This is a genomic window from Bradyrhizobium sp. 141 (assembly GCF_023074055.1).
GTDB lineage: Bacteria > Pseudomonadota > Alphaproteobacteria > Rhizobiales > Xanthobacteraceae > Bradyrhizobium.
Map to the genome: position 1 here is coordinate 114,821 of NZ_JADPKR010000094.1, position 14,139 is coordinate 128,959.

The following is a 14,139-nucleotide window of genomic DNA, read 5'->3' on the forward strand; positions in this document are numbered from 1 at the left end:
AGCGCAGCACTTCTTTAGTGGTGCGCTGCAGAGCCGGGGCCTAGCGCAGCAGCGGGTTTTGCCGCCTCTGGGTCCCGGCTCGCGCTTCGCGCGGCCGGGACACGAGTTTAATCCTGCTGCGCTTCGCTGAACGTCGCGCGGAACGGATGGCCCGGATAGACGCCGACGATGCGGAATTCGCGCGAGAAGAATTTCAGCTCCTCGATCGCGAAAGCGAGGCCCTTGTCCTCGGGGTGGCCGTCGACGTCGGCATAGAACTGCGTGGCGAAGAAATTGCCGTCGACCATGTAGCTCTCGAGCTTGGTCATGTTGACGCCGTTGGTGGCAAAGCCGCCGAGCGCCTTGTAGAGCGCGGCCGGCAGGTTGCGCACCCGGAATACAAAAGTGGTGACCAGCGGGCCGGAGCCCTGCGCGGCCCATTTCGGCTCCCGCGCCAGCACCACGAAGCGCGTGGTGTTGTGGGCTTCATCCTCGATGTCCTCGGCGAGGATGTCGAGGCCGTAGATCTTGGCGGCGAGGCGCGAGGCGATCGCGGCGACAGTCTTGTCCTTGCGTTCTGAGATGTCGCGGGCGCTGCCGGCGGTATCGGCGTGCACGATCGGCTTGATGCCGAGCTTGCGGATGATGCGCCGGCACTGGCCGAGCGCATGCACATGGCTCTCGACGCTCCTGATGTCGTCGAGCTTGGTGCCCTTCACCGCCATCAACTGATGCCGAACGGGGAGAAACCACTCACCGATGATGAAGAGACCGGAGGCCGGCAAGAGATGATGGATGTCGGCGACGCGGCCGGCGACCGAGTTCTCGATCGGGATCATGCCGAGATCGGCCTCGCCCGACGAGATCGCAGACAGCGCGTCCTCGAAGGTGGCACAGGGCATCGGCTCGGCGTCGGGATAAGCCTCGACGATGGCGATGTGCGAATTGGCTCCGGGCTCGCCCTGGAATGCGATTTTCAGCTTGCTCATATCTCGAAGTGCTCCTGCGGCGCCTTGTAACAGCCGCTCAGGATTTGGAAAGGATGCTGCGCGCGGTTTCCAGATCGGGCGGCGTGTCGACGCCGCGGGGCACGCTGTCGACGATCATGATGTCGATGCGCATGCCGGCTTCTACCGCCCGGAGCTGCTCCAGGCTTTCCTGACGCTCCAGCGGCGAAGGCGGCAGCGCCACGAACCGCTCCAGCGCAGCGCGGCGGTAAGCATAGAGGCCGATGTGGTGGTAACGCGGTCCATTGCCGTAAGGGGCCGTAGCGCGGGTAAAGTAAAGTGCCCGCATGCGCCGCGGGCCGATCGGCGAGCCGATGGCCTTCACGACGCTCGGGGCGAGGTCCTCCTCCTCGGTGTGGATCTGCGAGGCCAACGTCACGATGTCGACCGCCGGATCGGCAAAGGGCGGCAGCACCTCCCGGATGGTTGCCGGCGTGATCGTCGGGAAATCGCCCTGGAGGTTGATCACGATCTCCGCCTTGCCGTCCGGGTCGAGCTTCTGCATGGCCTCGTGGATGCGGTCCGAACCAGAGGGGTGGTCGGCGCGCGTCATCACGGCTTCGCCGCCATGGGCAGTCACGACCGAGGCGATCTCCGGCGTATCGGTTGCGACCGCGACCCGGCCGATACCGGCGGCCTCGGCGCGGCGCAGCACATGCACGATCATCGGCTGGCCCGCGATATCGGCGAGCGGCTTGCCGGGCAGGCGGGTGGCGGCCATGCGGGCCGGGATCAGCACCAGGATGCGAGGATCGATCATCGGGTCAAGAGCCTGCAAACAGGGCGTTTTCCGCGCCGAGAAATGGAGTGGGGACGGGTTGAAAGTCGGGTCGCTTATACGGGTTGCCAGACCCCGGGCAAACCGATATCTCAATGGCAAAACTCGGGGAAACAATAGGGAACGTTTGATTCTCCCGAGGCTCGTCCTGGCGGCCGATTGCGCCGCTGTTTCCTTCTTGCGGTGGGGCCTGGCCGGAAATGGACTCTTTCGAACTCAATAAAATCATGGGTGCCGTGCTTGGTACCTGTCTCTTTCTCTTGGTGACCAGCTTTACCGCCCAGGCTCTTTTCTCGCCCAAGATGCCGGAAAAGCCCGGCTTCGAGATCGCCGTGAAGGAAGATGCCGGCCACGGCAAGGAAGGCGGCGCTGCCGCCGCTGCTTCCGAGCCGATTGAAAAGCTGCTCCAGACCGCTTCGGTCGAGAAGGGCTCTGCGGCCGCCAAGAAGTGCGGCGCCTGCCACACCTTCGAAAAGGGTGGCCCGAATCGCGTTGGTCCGAACCTCTATGGCGTTGTCGGCGAGAAGCGGGGCGAGGGCCGCGGCGGCTTCAACTTCTCGGCTGCCATGAAGGCCAAGGGCGGCACCTGGACGTTCGACGACCTCAACAAGTTCATCGCCAATCCGAAGGGCTTCATCCCGGGCACCGCGATGGGCTTTGCCGGTATCCCCAAGGATTCCGAGCGCGCCGATGTCATTGCCTATCTGAATTCGCTGTCAGAGCACCCTCAGCCGCTGCCGACCGCATCGAAGTAAGGGCTCTCAAGAACCTGTCTTGGAATATGCGGCCAGGCTGAAAAGCCTGGCCGTTTCCTTATCCGGGCCTCGCAGTGAATTTATCGGGGCGTTTGGCCGCATCTGACAGGCCATCGGGTCTTTCAAGATGAGGAAAAAGCAACATATTCGGTCGAAACCTCGCCTATATTGGGAACTTAAAGGAGTAGCCTCCTTCAAGACAGGGATGTTGATTTGGCCATTACCCGACGCGATCTCCTGCTCACAAGCACTGCTGCCGCAGCGCTTCCCGTCCTTGGTTCCCTCGGCAGCGTTCCCGCCATCGGCACGGCGCATGCGCAATCTGCCAGTGAGCTGACTTCAAATGGGCTTCCTTGGCGCCACGCGCTATCCCTGTTCGGGAAGGTCAAGTACCCCGCCGATTTCAATCGCTTCGACTACGTCAATCCGGAAGCGCCCAAAGGCGGCGTCGCCCGCCAGATCGCCGTAGGCACCTTCGACAACTTCAACATCGTCGTGTCAGGTGTGAAGGGGCAGGTCGCCGGCGCCGTCGCATTCATCTACGAATCCCTCACGACGGCCTCGCTCGACGAGGTCTCGACTGAATACGGCGCGCTGGCCGAGGCCATCAGCCATCCGGATGATTTCTCCTCCGTCACTTACCGCCTGCGGCCGCAGGCCAAATGGCACGACGGCAAGCCCGTTACCGCGGACGACGTGATCTTTTCGCTCGATTCCTTCAAGAAGCACCACCCGATGTACTCGGCCTATTACAGCCATGTGGTGAAGGCCGAGAAGGTCGGCGAGCGTGAGGTGAAGTTCGTATTCGACGCGCCCGGCAACCGAGAGCTGCCGCAGATCGTGGGCCAGCTCACGGTCCTGCCGAAGCATTGGTGGGAAGGGACCGACGCGCAGGGCCGCAAGCGCGATGTCTCCGCGACCACGCTCGAAGTGCCGCTCGGCTCCGGTCCCTACAGGATCAAGGACTTCGTCGCCGGACGGTCGATCGCGCTGGAGCGCGTCAAGGACTATTGGGGTCGCGACCTGCCGGCCAATGTGGGTCGCAACAATTTCGACGAGCTGCGCTACGAATATTTCCGCGATGCCACCGTGGCGATCGAGGCTTTCAAGGCCGACCAGGTCGATTGGCGTACCGAGAACAGCGCGAAGAACTGGGCGACCGCCTACGACTTCCCGGCCGTGACGGAAAAGCGGGTGATCCTCGAGGAGTTCGCCAATCGCAGCTCGGGCGTCATGCAAGCCTTCGTGCCGAACCTGCGCCGCGCCAAATTCAGCGACCCCCGCGTGCGGCGTGCGCTCAACTACGCCTTCGACTTCGAGGAGATGAACAAGCAGATCTTCTACGGTCAGTACAAGCGCATCAGCAGCTATTTCGACGGCATCGAAGATCTGATGGCGACCGGCGTGCCGCAGGGGAAAGAGCTCGAGATCCTCGAGACGGTCCGCGCCCAAGTGCCGCCCGAAGTCTTCACCACGGCCTACACCAATCCGGTCGGCGGCAGTCCGGAGGCCGTACGCGACAATCTGCGCGAGGCGCTGCGCCTGTTCAAGGAGGCCGGCTACGAGGTTCGCGATCGCAAGCTGATCGACGTCAAGACCGGCGCCCAGTTCACCCTGGAATTGCTGAACTCGGATCCAAGCTTCGAGCGGATCACGCTGTTCTACAAGCCGTCTCTGGAGCGGCTCGGCATTGCCGTCAGCGTGCGGACGGTCGATCCGACCCAATACGAGAACAGGACACGCGAGTGGGATTTCGACATCGTCACCAACTCGTGGGGCGAGTCGCAGTCGCCGGGTAACGAGCAGCGCGAGTTCTGGTCGTCCAAGACGGCTGACATCGCCGGCTCCCGCAACATTGCTGGCATCAAGAATCCCGCAATCGATAAGCTGATCGAGCGGGTCATCTACGCGACCGATCGCGACGATCTTGTCGCCGCGACCAAGGCGCTCGACCGTGTGCTGCTCTGGAATCACTATGTCGTGCCGCAGTGGACCTATACGAAGGTGCGCACCGCGCGCTGGGATCGCTTCGGCCGGCCGGCCGAATTGCCCAGATATGGCCAGTCCGGCTTCCCTTTCATCTGGTGGTACGACGCAGACAAGGCGGCGCGGATCGCAAAGAAGTCGTGAAGGACATCCCCCGCATGACGCAGATGTCGCGCCGCCATGTGCTAGCCCTCGGTGTCGGCGGCACCTTTGGGGTGTCGCTGGGCGCGCAGCTGTTGCGTGGCGCGCATGCATCGGAAGCCGGAATTGAGGCTCACGGCATTTCGGCGTTCGGCGATCTCAAATATCCCGCCGACTTCCACCATTTCGACTATGTCAACGTCGATGCGCAAAAGGGCGGCGCGTTTTCCCTCATTCCATCGGTGCGCGCCTACAACCAGTCCTACCAGACCTTTAACTCGCTCAACGCCTTTATCCTGAAGGGCGATGGCGCGCAGGGCATGGACATGACGTTTGCGCCACTGATGGTGCGCGCGAACGACGAACCCGATGCGATGTACGGGCTTGCCGCCAAATCCGTGCAGATATCGCCGGACAGGCTGGTCTACCGCTTCACGATGCGGCCGGAGGCGAAATTCCACGACGGCACGAGGCTCACCGCACATGATGCGGCGTTTTCGCTGACGGCGCTGAAGACCAAGGGACATCCGCTGATCGTCGTGCAGCTGCGCGACATGGTCAGCGCGGAAGCGGTCGACGATGCGACGCTCGTCGTCACCTTTGCCAAGGGGCGGGCACGCGACGTGCCGCTCTATGCAGCGAGCCTGCCGATCTTCTCGAAGGCGTATTACGCGTCTCGCCCGTTCGATGAATCGTCTCTGGAGACCCCGCTCGGTTCGGGTCCGTACAAAGTCGGCAGGTTCGAGGTCAATCGCTACATCGAGTATGAGCGGGTGAAGGACTGGTGGGCTGCCGATCTGCCGCCCTGCCGCGGCACCTACAATTTCGATGTCGTGCGCTATGAGTTTTATCGCGACCGCGATGTCGCCTTCGAGGGTTTTACCGGCAAGAACTATCTCTACCGGGAAGAGTTCACCTCGCGCATCTGGGCGACGCGCTACGACTTCCCGGCCGTGAAGGAAGGCCGCGTCAAGCTGGAGATCGTGCCCGACGACACGCCGTCCGGCGCGCAGGGCTGGTTCATCAACACGCGACGCGAGAAATTCAGGGATCCCCGCGTGCGCGAGGCCCTGATCAATGCCTTCGACTTCGAATGGACCAACAAGACCATCATGTACGGCGCCTATGCCCGTACGGTGTCGCCGTTCCAGAACTCCGATCTCATGGCGAGCAACGGGCCGCCGTCGCCTGAAGAGCTGAAGCTGCTCGAGCCATTCCGCGGTCAGGTTCCCGACGAAGTGTTCGCTACGTCCTTCGTGCCACCGGTTTCCGACGGGTCGGGGCAGGACCGCGCTCTCTTGCGCAAGTCGCAGCAGCTTCTTAACGAGGCCGGCTTTCCGATCAAGGATGGCAAGCGAATGCTGCCGAGCGGAGAGGTGTTCAAGATTGAGTTCCTGGCGGAGGAGCCCTCGCTTCAGCCGCATCACGCGCCGTATATCAAGAACTTGGGAACGCTCGGCATCGAGGCGAGCCTCCGCCTCGTCGATGCCGTGCAGTACCGCGCGCGCGTGGAAGATTTCGACTTTGACATGACGATCCAGCGCTTCAGCATGTCGGCGACGCCGGGCGATGCCATGCGCGCGTTCTTCTCGTCGCAGGTCGCGGCGACCAAAGGCTCATACAATCTCGCGGGCGTCGCCAGCCCGGCAATCGACGCCATGATCGAGAAGATTATGGCGGCCGACAGCCGCGAGGAATTGACCGTCGCCTGCCGCGCCTTCGACCGCCTTTTCCGCGCCGGCCGCTATTGGGTGCCGCAATGGTACAACAAGACGCATCGGCTGGCCTATTGGGACCAGTTCGGCCATCCACCGAGGCTGCCGCGTTATGCCAACGGCGTCGGCGCGCCCGACATCTGGTGGCATGAACCCGCCAAAGCCGCCAAGCTCGAGCAGGCGAAATAATCATGAGCGCCTATATCGCCCGCCGCATCCTCTTGATGATCCCGACGCTGCTGGGGATCCTCTTCGTGTCCTTCGTCGTCGTGCAGTTCGCGCCGGGCGGCCCGGTCGAGCGCGTGATCGCGCAGCTCTCCGGGGCTGACACCGGCGGCACTTCGCGCATTTCGGGCGGCAGCGACTTTGCGCAGCGCGCGCCCGGGCAAGTCGGGGCCGGCGGCGATGCCATCAACTCGAAATATCGCGGCGCGCAGGGTCTTGATCCTGACTTCATCAAGAAGCTCGAGGTACAGTTCGGCTTCGACAAGCCCGCACCGGAACGCTTCGCACTGATGGTGTGGAATTTCGCCCGCTTCGATTTCGGCAAGAGCTATTTCCGAGACGTCAGCGTTCTGCAACTCATCAAGGAGAAGCTGCCTGTTTCGATCTCACTCGGGATCTGGCTGACGCTGATCACCTATCTGATCTCGATTCCGCTCGGCATCCGCAAGGCGGTGAAGGACGGCGCGCGCTTCGATACCTGGACATCGACCATTCTCGTGCTGGGCTATGCCATTCCCGGCTTTCTGTTCGCAATCCTGCTCATCATCCTGTTTGCCGGCGGCTCCTTTTTCAACTGGTTCCCGCTGCGCGGACTGACCTCCGACGGCTGGTCGCAGTTTCCCTGGTACTGGAAGATCATCGATTATTTCTGGCATCTGACGCTGCCCCTGATCGCCATGGGGTTAGGTGCCTTCACCACCATGACGTTCCTGACCAAGAACTCGTTCCTGGACGAGATTCGCAAGCAATACGTCATGACCGCGCGCGCCAAGGGCTGTAGCGAGGGCCGGGTGCTTTACGGCCACGTCTTCCGCAATGCCATGCTGATCGTGATCGCCGGCTTCCCCGGGACCTTCATCCACGCCTTCTTCTCCGGCTCGCTGCTGATCGAGACCATCTTCTCGCTGGACGGTCTGGGACTGCTCAGCTTCGAGAGCGTGCTCAACCGCGACTATCCCGTGGTGTTCGGCACGCTCTATATCTTTTCGTTGGTCGGTCTCGTGATCAACCTGGTCTCCGACCTGACCTATATGTGGATCGACCCCCGAATCGATTTCGAGGCGCGGGAGGTCTGATGACGATTACCGCACCGACGCCGATCGAGACCACCACCCAGTCCCCACTGGGCGAGGTCGTTCCGATCACACGGAAGCCGTTCGCTCCTTCGCCGCTCAACAGGCGGCGGTGGCAGAACTTCAAGGCGAACCGTCGCGGCTATTGGTCGTTCTGGATCTTCATTGCGCTGTTCGTGGTCTCGCTGTTCGCGGAGCTGATCGCCAACGATCGGCCTTTCCTGATCAAGTTCGACGGCCGTCTCTATTGGCCCGCGTTCGTGACCTATTCCGAAACGACCTTCGGCGGGGACTTCGAAACCGCGGCTGACTACCGCGATCCCTATTTGCAGAAGCTGATCAAGGAGAAGAACGGCAGCATCGTCTGGCCCCTGATCCGTTATTCTTACGACACCCACAATCTCGACTTGCCGACGCCGGCGCCGTCGCCGCCGACCTGGATGCTGACCGAGAAGCAATGCCAGCCGGTGGTGGAGAAGAAGGGGCTGAAGAGCTGCCGCGACCTCGAATACAACTGGCTCGGCACCGACGATCAGGGCCGCGACGTGGTCGCACGGCTGATCTACGGCTTCCGCATCTCGGTGCTGTTCGGCCTTTGTCTCACCATCGTCTCGTCCGTCATCGGCATCGCAGCGGGCGCCGTGCAAGGCTATTTCGGCGGTCGGGTCGATCTCATCTTCCAGCGTTTCATCGAGATCTGGACGGCGATCCCCTCGCTCTATCTTCTCCTGATCCTGTCTTCGGTCCTCGTGCCCGGCTTCTTCGTGCTGCTCGGCATCCTCCTGCTGTTTTCCTGGGTCTCGCTGGTCGGTCTCGTGCGGGCCGAATTCCTGCGCGGTCGCAACTTCGAATACATCCAGGCGGCGCGGGCGCTCGGTGTCTCCAACCCGATCATCATGTTCCGCCATTTGCTGCCGAATGCGATGGTCGCGACCATGACGTTCCTGCCCTTCATCGTGTCGAGTTCGGTTATGACGCTGACGGCGCTGGATTTCCTCGGCTTCGGCCTGCCGCCGGGATCGCCTTCGCTCGGCGAATTGCTGTCGCAGGCCAAGTCCAATGTGCAGGCGCCCTGGCTCGGCTTCTCCGGCTTCTTCTCGGTCGCGAGCATGCTGTCTCTCTTGATCTTCACCGGCGAAGCCGTGCGCGACGCCTTCGATCCGCGCAAGACGTTCAGGTAAGCCGATGGACGCGATCAACCAGCCCCTGCTTGCCGTTCGCGACCTCTCGGTGGCCTTCCACCAGGGCGGCGCCACCACGCTTGCGGTCGACAAGGTCTCGTTCCAGATCAAGCGCGGCGAATGCCTGGCACTGGTCGGTGAATCCGGCTCCGGCAAGTCTGTCAGCGCGCTCTCGATCCTCAAGCTCTTGCCCTATCCGAACGCATCGCACCCCTCGGGCAGCATCCGCTTCAAGGGGCAGGAGCTGATCGACCGATCCGAGCAGGAGATGCGGGAGATTCGCGGCAGCGATATCTCCATCATCTTCCAGGAGCCGATGACCTCGCTCAATCCGTTGCACACGATCGAAGCGCAGATCGGCGAGATCATCCAGCTGCATAATCCGACCAGCAATGCCGAGGTGCGCAGACGGACGCTGGAACTGCTGACGCAGGTCGGCATCCCCGAGCCCGAGACGCGGCTGAAGAGCTATCCGCATCAACTCTCCGGCGGTCAGCGCCAGCGCGTGATGATCGCGATGGCGCTCGCCAACGAGCCGGATCTGTTGATCGCGGACGAGCCGACGACGGCGCTCGATGTCACCGTGCAGGCACAGATCCTGGCGCTGCTCGCCGAGATTCGCTCGCGGCTCGGCATGAGCCTGCTCTTCATCACCCACGATCTCGGCATCGTGCGCCGCATCGCCGACACCGTCTGTGTCATGAAGAGCGGCGAGATCGTCGAGCAGGGACCGGTCGAGCAGGTCTTCAAGTCGCCGAAACATCCCTATACGCGCGATCTGCTCGCGGCCGAGCCGAAGCCGGATCCGGCGCCGCCGCAGCCGGATGCGCCGGTGGTGATGTCGGCCAATGACCTGAAGGTCTGGTTTCCGATCAAGCGCGGCCTGATGCGCAAGACGGTCGGCCACATCAAGGCGGTCGACGGCGTCAGCGTCGCCGTGCGCAAGGGCGAGACGCTTGGCGTGGTCGGCGAATCCGGCTCGGGCAAGACCACGTTGGGGCTGGCGCTGATGCGGCTGATCTCCTCGAACGGGCGCATCGTGTTCTTAGGGAAGGACATCCAGGGCCTCCGTTTCAAGGAGATGCGGCCGTTCCGGCGCGACATGCAGATCGTATTCCAGGACCCGTTCGGCTCGCTCAGCCCGCGCATGTCGGTCGCCGACATCATCGCCGAAGGTCTCTCCGTGCATCAGCCGAAGCTGTCGCGCGAAGAACGCGAGGAGCGCGTCGTCAAGGCGCTGGAAGACGTCGGGCTGAAGCCCGATACCCGCTACCGCTATCCCCATGAATTCTCCGGCGGCCAGCGTCAGCGCATCAGTATCGCGCGGGCGGTGGTGCTGGAGCCGGATTTCGTCGTGCTGGACGAGCCGACCAGCGCGCTCGACATGCTGTTCCAGGCGCAGATGGTCGATCTGCTCCGCGAGCTCCAGCGCAAGCGCGAGCTCACCTACATGTTCATCTCGCACGACTTACGCGTCGTCGCCTCGCTCGCCAGCCATCTGATCGTGATGCGTGGCGGCAAGGTGGTCGAGGAAGGCCAGGCCACCGAACTCTTCAAGAGCCCGAAGACGGATTACACGCGCGCGCTGTTCGCGGCGGCGTTCCGGCTGGAGACGGCGGGCAATGGGGCGGCCGCGACGTAGTCCGTCATTCCGGGGGCGCGACAGCGCAAACCCCGGGGACGCTTCCAAAGCGGGCTGTGCTTGACCCGTCGCGTTGATTTACGCGGCGCGTTCCTTGTCCGACCGGTCCTCGGCCGCGGTCGCAGTTTCTTCCAGCCGCTTTTCGTAATTGCCCGCGAGCCTCTCGATGCTGTCGGCCCACATCCTCAGCATTGAGATCTGAAAGTGCATCATCGGCTTCAAGGCATTCATGCCGATTGCTGTCGCTGCGGCGATGCGCCGTTCTGGGTCGCGCGCGAAACGGTCTGCATTGGTCTTGTCTGCCATGCTGTTCGCTCCTTCGCTCTGGTGTTATGGCCTGAAAGCTACCTGTCGTGTTGTGAACCGCGTGCCTCTAAACATTTGGCCAAAACTTGATCCGCCGCGAGGCGCGCGCATTGGTTGTCTTGCAATTCATCCAGCTTTTTCAAGTAGGCGACTGCGGCGATTTGCAAGAGATCGAAATCATCTTCGCCGGCATCGCGAAGATTGGCGATGTAGCGGTAGAGGGCGGAACGCCTGTTATCATTCTCGCTGATGCCGCTGTGGAGCAGCAAGTAGTTCCGCCAAGCGAACGCACACGCGCCTTCTCTGGCCTGAGAACTCATGGGCACCTCCCAAAGCCAGAGAAAGACTGACGACGCGTTTCGTTCCGCAAAGCTCTCAGATGTAACGTTTGTTCCGTAGCTGCGCCGCAAGGTGCCCATTGAGACGGGGTCGATGCGTCCGATAGGTCAACAATCGCGTCCGGAACCCGTTCGGGTACCGAGAAAAAAGCTCGCGTTTACGATCCTCTTGATTCACGGCCCTAGAGTCGCTTGATCGCGACGACTTCGCTGCCGGCCTGCTTGGTCCGTGCGATGGCCGGCTCGATCGGTTCGATCACCGTCGCCATGTGATGCGCGTTGGCGTGAACCATGGTGCTGCCATCGCGTACGATGGCAACGTGGCCCTTCCAGAAGATCAGATCGCCGCGCAGCAAGCTGCTCCGCTCATGCGGCTCCAGGGTGCGGCCGAGCCCGGCCTGCTGCATGTCGCTGTCGCGCGGGCAGCCGGTGCCTGATGCTGTCAGCGAGACCTGAACGAGGCCAGAGCAATCGATGCCAAAACTGCTCTTGCCGCCCCACAGATAGGGCGTGCCGACGAAGCGCTCGGCGACGGCGATGAAATCCGGCTCGCGATGATCGAGCGGCGCGAGATGGGACTTCGGCAGATATCTGCCGTCACGCGTCACGGCGAAGCTGCCGTCTTCGCGCGTCACCGCGAGCTTGGATCCCATCACGAGCGTCTCGGCCGGCGGCAGCTTGATCGAGGGACCGGGAAAGGCAAACGTCCGTAGCGCGCTGACCACGTGAGTTGGGGCGGCCGACGGCTTTACGAGCGCCGCATCCGGCAGCCAGCCGACATAGCCGTCGCCATTGAGCTGGCCCCATGCCCAACCTTCGCCGTTGCGGTCGTAGATTGTGACGCGTTCACCGCGCAGCGCCTCCGTCATCAGCATCGCGCTCGACGACGGCTGCTCGCGCACCGGCGCGACCGGTTCGATCACCTCGAATTCCTCGCCACTGACGAAGCGATTCGCCTCAACCTTGCCTTCGAGATACTTCGCGGCGAGGTCGCCCCGCGCCGGCGTCAGCCTTGGGTCGTATTTTGGATCATGCATAGCGCGCGCTCAGCAAGGTGTAGATGGCCCGCGCGGCCTGGCACTCGCCGCCTTCGGGGCGTGCCGGTTTTGCCGACGGCGTCCAGCCGTAGATGTCGACATGCAGCCAGCTCCCGGCCTGCTCGACGAAGCGTTGCAGGAACAGCGCGCAGGTGATCGAGCCGGCAAAGCCGCCTGATGGCGCGTTCGTGATGGTGGCCGTCTTGGAGTCCAGCCACGCATCGTAAGGCGGCCACAGCGGCATGCGCCACAACGGGTCGTTCTCCTTCGTCGCACAGCGCGCGAGGTCGGCGGCAAGGATCTCATCATTGGTGTAAAAGGGCGGTAAATCCGGCCCGAGCGCGACACGCGCCGCGCCGGTCAGCGTGCCCAGATCGATCAGCAGATCGGGCCTCTCCTCGTCGGCCAGCGCCAGCGCGTCGGCCAGCACCAGCCGGCCTTCCGCATCGGTATTGCCGATCTCGACCGTGATGCCCTTGCGCGAGGTGAAGATGTCGAGCGGGCGGAAGGCGTTGCCCGCGACCGCGTTCTCGACGGCCGGGATCAGCACGCGCAGCCGCACCTTCAGCTTCGCGTCCATTACCATGCGCGCCAGCGCCAGCACGTTGGCGGCACCGCCCATGTCCTTCTTCATGATCAGCATGCCGCTCGACGGCTTCAGGTCGAGCCCGCCGGTGTCGAAGCAGACACCCTTGCCGACCAGCGTCACCTTGGGATGATCAGGATCGCCCCAGCCGATATCGATCAGTCGCGGCGCGCGGCTGGAGGCCATGCCGACGGCATGGATCAACGGGAAATCCTTCGCCAACTCTTCGCCGATGGTGCAGGCGAAACTTGCACCGAACTCGGCCGCGAGCGCTTGCGCAGCTGCGGCCAGCTCCGCCGGTCCCATGTCGTTGGACGGCGTGTTGATGAGGTCGCGCGCGAGCATTGCGGCATCAGCGATCCGCTCGATCTCGGCCGCATCGACGCCATCAGGCGGCACCAGCCGGACGTCGCGGCGATCAGCCTTGCGGTAGCGAGCGAAGCGGTAGCGGCCCAGAGCAAAAGCGAGCGCCGCCAGCCGTGCATCGTGTGGGGCATTGGCAAAGCGATAAGTGCCCGGCGGCAGAAGCCCCGGTAGGGCACCAGGCCGGAACAGGTCGCGCGATCTTGCACCCTCGTCCTCGAGGCCGAACAGCACCTGCGCAATTGCGCCATCGGGCGCAGGCAGCGCCAGATAGGCGCCCGGCTTGGCGGTGAAGGCGCATGCCGTGGCGAACAGGCGTTGCGGCGGCGGCAGCGTCTCGGCGACCTGATCCCAGCTCGATTTGGTGACGAAGGTGATCGGGATGGCGGTGGGTGACGTCTCGAAGACAGAAGGCATTGGCGGGTCCGGATCGTCAGATCAAACGGGTCATACGAACGGACGAGACTTCGCAGAGTTTGGCCGCTGCTGCAATCGGCTTCGCTGTCACCGTTCGGCGAGCCGCTACTCGCAGCAAGGGGGCCATGCTAGGTTCCGGCAACGGTCGCCAGGGATGGAAATCGGGCGACCGACGACAAAGCGCGCCGGGAGGAAGTGCAATGGAATTTGTGTGGAGCGTGGTCACATTCATCGGCCAGGCCGTCGAGGCGATTTTTGGCTATGTCGAGCACCACCACTGGATCTTCGCGCTCCTTGCCGGCGGTTACGTCTTTTATCTCCATGATCGATCCGTCCACGCGCGGTTCGATGCGCTGGACAAGCGCGTCGACGAAATCCGCAAGCGGCTTGCCATCGAATATTGATCGGACGAAGCGAAACCGTTGTACGGCAGGTCTCGTATCTCATGTTGAGAACTGTCGTTCACGCGAGCGCGGCCGCAGGGCTTTACTAGCGCCACGGTTGTGGCATGATTGGCCGAAATTTTAGATTGTGCCGCGCGTCTCTGTACGCATCGGGAGCGAGAACGCGGCGGCACGCGGTTGATACTTGCCCGAGGTCATCCTTGCCC

General features: G+C 63.0%; 13 protein-coding genes. 7 read left to right on the forward strand and 6 right to left on the reverse strand.

Going from position 1 to position 14,139, the window contains the following annotated elements; translation table 11 throughout:
• Positions 1-107: 107 nt before the first annotated feature.
• Positions 108-968, reverse strand: coding sequence for a prephenate dehydratase (locus IVA81_RS27995; protein ID WP_247323991.1), 861 nt, complete (start codon positions 966-968; stop codon positions 108-110).
• Between the two features lie 37 nt (positions 969-1,005).
• A complete protein-coding gene (locus IVA81_RS28000) occupies positions 1,006-1,746 on the reverse strand; it encodes a 3-deoxy-manno-octulosonate cytidylyltransferase (RefSeq protein ID WP_247323993.1) in 741 nt (246 codons plus the stop codon).
• A 218-nt stretch (positions 1,747-1,964) separates the two neighbouring features.
• Between IVA81_RS28000 and IVA81_RS28005 the strand changes: the two genes are divergently transcribed.
• From IVA81_RS28005 to IVA81_RS28030, 6 genes are all read left to right on the forward strand, one after another.
• Positions 1,965-2,519, forward strand: coding sequence for a cytochrome c family protein (locus IVA81_RS28005; RefSeq protein ID WP_247005541.1), 555 nt, complete (start codon positions 1,965-1,967; stop codon positions 2,517-2,519).
• 213 nt (positions 2,520-2,732) lie between these two features.
• Complete coding sequence (locus IVA81_RS28010) at positions 2,733-4,649, forward strand: extracellular solute-binding protein (RefSeq protein WP_247323995.1); 1,917 nt, start codon at positions 2,733-2,735, stop codon at positions 4,647-4,649.
• Between the two features lie 14 nt (positions 4,650-4,663).
• A complete protein-coding gene (locus tag IVA81_RS28015; RefSeq protein ID WP_247323997.1) occupies positions 4,664-6,550 on the forward strand; it encodes an extracellular solute-binding protein in 1,887 nt (628 codons plus the stop codon).
• A gap of 2 nt (positions 6,551-6,552) precedes the next feature.
• On the forward strand, positions 6,553-7,662 hold the full coding sequence (locus tag IVA81_RS28020) for a microcin C ABC transporter permease YejB (protein ID WP_247323999.1): 1,110 nt from the start codon (positions 6,553-6,555) through the stop codon (positions 7,660-7,662).
• Positions 7,662-8,840, forward strand: coding sequence for an ABC transporter permease (locus tag IVA81_RS28025; protein WP_247324001.1), 1,179 nt, complete (start codon positions 7,662-7,664; stop codon positions 8,838-8,840). The genes IVA81_RS28020 and IVA81_RS28025 overlap by 1 nt, the downstream gene beginning before the upstream one ends.
• Before the next feature lie 4 nt (positions 8,841-8,844).
• Entirely contained in the window at positions 8,845-10,482 is a 1,638-nt protein-coding gene (locus IVA81_RS28030) for an ABC transporter ATP-binding protein (protein WP_247324003.1), read from the forward strand.
• Between the two features lie 78 nt (positions 10,483-10,560).
• On the opposite strand, the gene IVA81_RS28035 is transcribed toward IVA81_RS28030, so the two are convergent.
• The 4 genes from IVA81_RS28035 to IVA81_RS28050 form a co-directional block, all read right to left on the reverse strand.
• Positions 10,561-10,788, reverse strand: coding sequence for a hypothetical protein (locus IVA81_RS28035; protein ID WP_247324005.1), 228 nt, complete (start codon positions 10,786-10,788; stop codon positions 10,561-10,563).
• Between the two features lie 38 nt (positions 10,789-10,826).
• A complete protein-coding gene (locus tag IVA81_RS28040) occupies positions 10,827-11,108 on the reverse strand; it encodes a hypothetical protein (protein ID WP_247324007.1) in 282 nt (93 codons plus the stop codon).
• Between the two features lie 200 nt (positions 11,109-11,308).
• Positions 11,309-12,163 (reverse strand): NlpC/P60 family protein, encoded by an 855-nt coding sequence (locus IVA81_RS28045; protein WP_247324009.1) that lies wholly within the window; start codon positions 12,161-12,163, stop codon positions 11,309-11,311.
• The gene (locus IVA81_RS28050; protein ID WP_247324011.1) at positions 12,156-13,529 is read right to left on the reverse strand and encodes a leucyl aminopeptidase family protein; all 1,374 of its coding nucleotides are present in this window, start codon (positions 13,527-13,529) and stop codon (positions 12,156-12,158) included. The genes IVA81_RS28045 and IVA81_RS28050 overlap by 8 nt, the downstream gene beginning before the upstream one ends.
• Positions 13,530-13,729: 200 nt before the next feature.
• Between IVA81_RS28050 and IVA81_RS40740 the strand changes: the two genes are divergently transcribed.
• Positions 13,730-13,933: a hypothetical protein gene (locus IVA81_RS40740; RefSeq protein WP_246923905.1), complete on the forward strand. Its 204-nt coding sequence runs from the start codon at positions 13,730-13,732 to the stop codon at positions 13,931-13,933.
• Positions 13,934-14,139 lie beyond the last annotated feature (206 nt).

Excerpts from the sequence above, each read along its gene's own strand:
- IVA81_RS27995 (WP_247323991.1), bottom strand. The coding sequence starts at position 968 with ATGAGCAAGCTGAAAATCGCATTCCAGGGCGAGCCCGGAGCCAATTCG.
- IVA81_RS28000 (WP_247323993.1), bottom strand. The coding sequence starts at position 1,746 with ATGATCGATCCTCGCATCCTGGTGCTGATCCCGGCCCGCATGGCCGCC.
- IVA81_RS28005 (WP_247005541.1), top strand. The coding sequence starts at position 1,965 with ATGGACTCTTTCGAACTCAATAAAATCATGGGTGCCGTGCTTGGTACC.
- IVA81_RS28015 (WP_247323997.1), top strand. The coding sequence starts at position 4,664 with ATGACGCAGATGTCGCGCCGCCATGTGCTAGCCCTCGGTGTCGGCGGC.
- IVA81_RS28020 (WP_247323999.1), top strand. The coding sequence starts at position 6,553 with ATGAGCGCCTATATCGCCCGCCGCATCCTCTTGATGATCCCGACGCTG.
- IVA81_RS28025 (WP_247324001.1), top strand. The coding sequence starts at position 7,662 with ATGACGATTACCGCACCGACGCCGATCGAGACCACCACCCAGTCCCCA.
- IVA81_RS28030 (WP_247324003.1), top strand. The coding sequence starts at position 8,845 with ATGGACGCGATCAACCAGCCCCTGCTTGCCGTTCGCGACCTCTCGGTG.
- IVA81_RS28035 (WP_247324005.1), bottom strand. The coding sequence starts at position 10,788 with ATGGCAGACAAGACCAATGCAGACCGTTTCGCGCGCGACCCAGAACGG.
- IVA81_RS28040 (WP_247324007.1), bottom strand. The coding sequence starts at position 11,108 with ATGAGTTCTCAGGCCAGAGAAGGCGCGTGTGCGTTCGCTTGGCGGAAC.
- IVA81_RS28045 (WP_247324009.1), bottom strand. The coding sequence starts at position 12,163 with ATGCATGATCCAAAATACGACCCAAGGCTGACGCCGGCGCGGGGCGAC.
- IVA81_RS28050 (WP_247324011.1), bottom strand. The coding sequence starts at position 13,529 with ATGCCTTCTGTCTTCGAGACGTCACCCACCGCCATCCCGATCACCTTC.
- IVA81_RS40740 (WP_246923905.1), top strand. The coding sequence starts at position 13,730 with ATGGAATTTGTGTGGAGCGTGGTCACATTCATCGGCCAGGCCGTCGAG.